Consider the following 5,251-nt stretch of genomic DNA (forward strand, 5'->3'; position numbering starts at 1 on the left):
CAACTCGAAGGCATCCTGGCCGACAAACTCAATTGGGATCGCTGGAGTTTGGAGGCGATTTTACGGGGTGCGGTAGAGGTTCTCGCCACTCTCAGCGGCTATATTACGATGATTACGCTACCGCAGCCGCGCCGCTCGACGGTCAAGCACGTTCAGCTGATCCGCGTCGAGTCTGCCAAAATCATGTCGATTGTGGTTTGGGATACTTATGAGACTCAATCGATTTTGATGCAGTTACCGCCCGATCGAGATCTATCGATCGATCGCGATTTATTCGATCGAGAATTGCAAATCTTATCGAATTTTTTAAATAGTAAGTTGTGCGGTCGATCGGTGCTAGAAATTTCTAAATTAGATTGGAGCGAACTCGAACTCCAATTTAACCAATATGTCGATCTAATTAACAAGTTACTGACAGATTTATCTCGACAAGCTAGGCCGATTCAGGCTTCGCAAATGATGGTGTGGGGGATCTCGGAAGTTCTCGATCAACCAGAGTTTTCACAATTGCAACAGGTCAAAGCATTGATGCACTTATTAGAATCCGAGCAAGATAAAGTCAGTTCGTCGATCTTCGACCCCAATCTCGATACTACCAACGACTCCCGATCGCAAATTGCCATTCGGATCGGTACCGAAAATCCGCTCAAACCAATGCAGGCTTGTACGTTGATTTCAGCTAATTATCATCAAGATTCGATTCCGGTCGGTAGCGTCGGTTTGCTCGGCCCCACGCGGATGTTGTACGAAGATTCGATCTCCTTAGTCAAATCGGCGGCTGCATATATCACAGCAGCGATCGATCGGGAGCGATGAATTGAATTTTAGTAATCGAATTGAGGTAGACAGCGATTCGATCGACAGCAAAATTGTCGCAGATCTGGTGATAATGCTATAACTAAATTAACTGGCTCCCTATGCTGGCAAACAATTATTAGCAGCTAATGTCGAACAAAATTATTTTTGGCGCGTTATGGTTGGGATTTACTGTTTATGCTTTTGGCTTTGCCCCACCAGATCGATCGGATACACTGCAACTAATTATCGATCTTTCAACAGGTAAATGGACGGGCATCAATCCGCTGGTAATTGCCTTATTCAATCTGATGGGGATCTTGCCCATGGCTTATGCCTGTCTGATGTTAATCGATGGTAAAACGCAAAAGCTGCCCGCCGGATTATTTAGTGCGGCGTCATTTGCGGTAGGAGCTTTTGCAATCTTGCCCTATCTAGCTTTGCGCTCGTCACCAGCAAATCGGCGAGCGTTGCCGCCGCACCAAAGTCAAATCGAGCGGCGTGGTATGATTAGGCTGGTCGATTCGCGATGGCTCGGGATTGCGCTGACACTCGGCGCGATCGGCTTATTAACCTATGGGCTAACGCAAGGCAATTGGGCAGATTTCGCGAACCAATGGCAAACTAATCGCTTTATTAATGTGATGAGTTTGGATTTTTGTCTGTTGTCGTTATTGCTGCCGGTGTTAATTAGTGACGATATCGATCGCCGGACTTTCTCCAACCCCCAAGCGATAAAAATATTGTCGTTAATTCCCTTATTTGGCGGACTAATTTACCTGTGCATCCGACCTAATTTACCAGATCGGTCGATCGACTCGCAGCCAGGATTAGTGTAGCTAACTGGACGGGAGCCGCATCTAGACTAAGTCCGCATTCATATCCCCACTCACTTACCGTCCACTCACTCATGCTAAAAATTGCTGTTGTAGACTATGACATGGGCAACCTACACTCTGTTTGTAAGGGTTTACAACATGCTGGCGCACAGACATCAATTACTCATTTACCAGCAGAATTAGCAGCAGCAGATGCGATCGTGTTGCCAGGAGTCGGTGCTTTCGATCCTGCTGTCAAAAAAATTCGCGATCGCGATTTAGAACAACCGCTTAAAGATATTATTGCCAGTGGCAAACCATTTCTAGGAATTTGCTTGGGATTGCAGATCTTGTTCGATCGATCGGAAGAAGGCGAGGAAATGGGTTTAGGGATCGTCCCCGGTATCGTGCGGAAATTCCAGCCAGAAGCCGATCTGACCATCCCGCAGATGGGTTGGAATCAACTTCAGCTCGCGCAACCCCATTGTCCATTGTGGGGGCAAATCGACGCGAATGCATGGGTATATTTCGATCACTCATATTATGTCGAACCGCTGCAAACTTCCGTAACTGCGGCAGTTGTCACTCACGGCACCCAAACTGTTGCTGCGGCGATCGCTCGCGCAAATGTGATGGCGGTACAATTTCACCCCGAGAAATCTTCGACGACTGGCTTACAGATGCTGGCGAATTTTGTGCGGCTGGCTCAGAGCGCGCAGATACTTACCAGCGTCTAATCGAAATCTCGGTGCGGATCGACAGGAGTAGAAATTTACTAGCATCGCTAGCGAGGATTTTGTGGCTGCTTGCTAGCGAGCGATTCCAAAGATTGGAATAACATTAGATAATCTTTAGCAATTTTCTCAGAGGTGTAATTGTGACGACAATACTCCCGACCAGAGTAGCCTAATTCTCTGACCAGCTTGGGATTTTGACTCAGTTGATAGAGATAATCTGCTAATCCTTGGCTGTCGCCATTGCGCACGGTGCGACCGCAATTAGCCTGCACAAATACCTCATTGAGATAAGAATCTTGGGGACAGATGCTCGCGATCGGCCGGCCAGCAGCTAGTGCTGAATAGAGCTTACTCGGTGCTACCAAGCCTTCCATGCCTTCACTCACACTAACGATCGACACATCGCAAGCCGTTAGTGAAAAAGGTAAGTTTTCCCGCGATTGATAAGGTAAAAATAAACAGTTTTGCAAGCCCATGTCCACAACACCCTGCTGGAAATGCTTGCGCTTTTCGCCGCTGCCGATAAAGACAAACTGGATCGGCGTATTACGGAGCAGCACGATCGCATCAAATAAGGTGTCCATATCGTGACAGCGACCCATATTGCCAGAATATAACACGGTAAATGGCTCGACCAATCCATGTTCTTGGGCAAACCAATTTTCCTGTTTGGGAATCGGTGTAATTTGCTCTGGATCGACCCAACTGGGAATAATGGCAATTTTGTCTTCCAGACCCGATTGTTTGGCAACAATCCGCTCTTTCATATTTTCGCTCAAGACAATAATTGCTTCGGCATGTTGCCAGGTCAGGCAGTTCAAGCGTTCCCACACCTTGACCAGCCAATGTTGCCTTTGGATCACGGCTAGCTCGATCGCGATATCTGGATAGAGATCGTAGAGCAAACAGACATAGCGAATCTTGCAGACGCGGCTGAGTAGATAACCTAGTAATGGCAAGAAGGGGGGTGCAGTGGTTAAGACCACTAAGCGATGACTATTGGCATGTCTGATCAGGTGCAAAGCTGTCCGCACGAAAAAGATCGCACCAGCAACGGCCTTACCCCTAATTCGTTGCGGCCAAAAGCGCGCGGATTGAGAACGCCGAATGCTTAAAGAATCATGAGACTCCTTCCGGGGCGAATCGTCGCGCTCGAACGCATAGGAAGGTTGACTGGTAAACACATCGACCCGACCAAAATCTTTGAGATTGTGCGCTAGCTCTTCGATCAATTGACCCGTGGCTGCATAATCGGGCGGAAAAAATTGATTGATAATTTTGAGATCGAGTGGTGAGTAATTTTTTAGAGGTGTGACAATATTAAGTTCCTGGTCGGTAGTACAATCTTTTTGAGGGATGGGGCTGGCTTTGAGACGATCGATCTTGGTGGAAGAAGGCATATCGCTAGCTGGTGGGGAGGAATGCTTAGTAAATAAAGCCATTATTTTTCATCAATCTTGTTGCACGATAGAGCAGAGCGCAGAAGTTAATGGAGCGTTCCATTGTGGAGCGATAAACTCTGACCGATCGAGATTCTAGAATGTGTATGCATATGGTACCCTCATTATCTTGATGGATAACTGAAATATTTAAAAATTCATGGTGCATCCTTGCTGGAAAATTTGAAATGCAGGTGCCAGTAGCACATCTGGGTCGATTAAAACTTTTTACACTAATACTAATTGGCTATTTGATGTACTTCACTAATGAAGACATTTTACTATAGTATTCCTCAGAAACACTCTTTACAGATCCGAATTCAAATCTGTTCGTTAATTAATACTTAAATCGAGGTAACATAAAATGCGTTTGGATCGGTATACAGTCGGTAACTATTCGCCAGGAGCACCGCTATGGCAGCAACTTGCATGGTATTACCTGGGTTCGCCATTAGTGAGCAGCTATTGGCTCATTAGTTCTAACATCAAATGTTGGCTGCTACGGTGTTTTGGCGCACAGATCGGTAGCGGGGTACGCATTAAGCCCGGACTAAAGGTGAAATTTCCCTGGCGACTGGTAGTTGGCGAATTTGTGTGGTTGGGTGAAAATTGCTGGATCGATAATGTCGCAATGGTGACAATCGGCAGTCACACTTGTCTATCCCAGGATGTATATCTGTGTACTGGCAACCATAATTGGAGCAGTCCCACTTTCGATCTTCAGGATGCACCGATTCAGATTGGCGAGTGTTGCTGGCTGGCCGCGCGCGCGACAGTCGGCCCAGGGGTTGAGTTCGGGCGCGGTGCGGTACTCTGTTTGGGTAGCGTCACCGGTCGATCGCTTGCTCCGATGACGATTTATGCTGGCAACCCCGCCCAGCCAATTAAGGAACGAAAGCTCCATCCAGACAGCGACCCCGATCGGGTCGATACTGGCAATAGCTTGACAACCAGCTAATTGATGACAGCTTGAGATTTTGGACAAATGTGAGTTACCGTAGATCGCCTACTCGATCGACATTACGAGCACTTCACACTCACCTCGAATCATGCAGATAAGCTGCATCACTGGCACAGAGCGCGGACGATTAGCTACCATAGGATCCACCTCCCGCGATTAGTTCTCGGCTACAGATATGCATCAAAGATCGATCGGTATTTTGGTTTAATTGTCGCGATCTTCGCGATCTTCGCGATCGTAAAGTACGGCGTGAGCGTCTTTTTTGGGTCGCAGCTTCCGCACGACCGTCCGAATCAAATTATCGACAGGATACACAATTTTGTTAATCGTTTCATCTTGTCGTCCTCGGAAAGAGGTGACATGGTAATAATCTTTGCCTTCACCTTCAGGCGATTGTGGCGAAAAGTAGTAGATATTGATCGATTTTCGGGTATCGCCATCGGTGGTATTAACCGCACGATGTCCGTGCCAAGACTGGCGATCGGTTGCAAACATCATCAT

General features: G+C 47.2%; 6 protein-coding genes. 4 read left to right on the top strand and 2 right to left on the bottom strand.

Annotation, left to right across the window (positions count from 1 at the left end):
- From RMO84_RS06420 to hisH, 3 genes are all read left to right on the top strand, one after another.
- On the top strand, positions 1 to 816 hold an 816-nt coding region (locus tag RMO84_RS06420), incomplete at its 5' end, for an HrcA family transcriptional regulator (RefSeq protein WP_310487643.1).
- A 128-nt stretch (positions 817 to 944) separates the two neighbouring features.
- Positions 945 to 1,634 (top strand): DUF2834 domain-containing protein, encoded by a 690-nt coding sequence (locus tag RMO84_RS06425; RefSeq protein ID WP_310487644.1) that lies wholly within the window; start codon positions 945 to 947, stop codon positions 1,632 to 1,634.
- A 71-nt stretch (positions 1,635 to 1,705) separates the two neighbouring features.
- Positions 1,706 to 2,350 carry an imidazole glycerol phosphate synthase subunit HisH gene (hisH, locus tag RMO84_RS06430; protein ID WP_310487645.1) on the top strand — a complete coding sequence of 215 codons (645 nt, stop codon included), beginning with the start codon at positions 1,706 to 1,708 and terminating at the stop codon, positions 2,348 to 2,350.
- 47 nt (positions 2,351 to 2,397) lie between these two features.
- Here the strand turns inward: hisH and RMO84_RS06435 are convergent, their stop codons facing one another.
- On the bottom strand, positions 2,398 to 3,792 hold the full coding sequence (locus tag RMO84_RS06435) for a glycosyltransferase family 4 protein (protein WP_310487646.1): 1,395 nt from the start codon (positions 3,790 to 3,792) through the stop codon (positions 2,398 to 2,400).
- Positions 3,793 to 4,153: 361 nt separating this feature from the next.
- Here RMO84_RS06435 and RMO84_RS06440 point away from each other — a divergent pair, with 361 nt between their 5' ends.
- A complete protein-coding gene (locus tag RMO84_RS06440; RefSeq protein ID WP_310487647.1) occupies positions 4,154 to 4,747 on the top strand; it encodes a WcaF family extracellular polysaccharide biosynthesis acetyltransferase in 594 nt (197 codons plus the stop codon).
- A gap of 207 nt (positions 4,748 to 4,954) precedes the next feature.
- Here RMO84_RS06440 and RMO84_RS06445 read toward each other — a convergent pair.
- On the bottom strand, positions 4,955 to 5,251 hold a 297-nt coding region (locus tag RMO84_RS06445), incomplete at its 5' end, for a hypothetical protein (protein WP_310487648.1).

It is taken from the genome of Chamaesiphon sp. VAR_69_metabat_338, assembly GCF_031423935.1.
Lineage (GTDB): Bacteria > Cyanobacteriota > Cyanobacteriia > Cyanobacteriales > Chamaesiphonaceae > Chamaesiphon.

Bases quoted from the DNA above. Each gene is read 5' to 3' on its own strand.
- RMO84_RS06425 (WP_310487644.1), top strand. From the start codon at position 945: ATGTCGAACAAAATTATTTTTGGCGCGTTATGGTTGGGATTTACTGTT.
- hisH (WP_310487645.1), top strand. From the start codon at position 1,706: ATGCTAAAAATTGCTGTTGTAGACTATGACATGGGCAACCTACACTCT.
- RMO84_RS06435 (WP_310487646.1), bottom strand. From the start codon at position 3,792: ATGGCTTTATTTACTAAGCATTCCTCCCCACCAGCTAGCGATATGCCT.
- RMO84_RS06440 (WP_310487647.1), top strand. From the start codon at position 4,154: ATGCGTTTGGATCGGTATACAGTCGGTAACTATTCGCCAGGAGCACCG.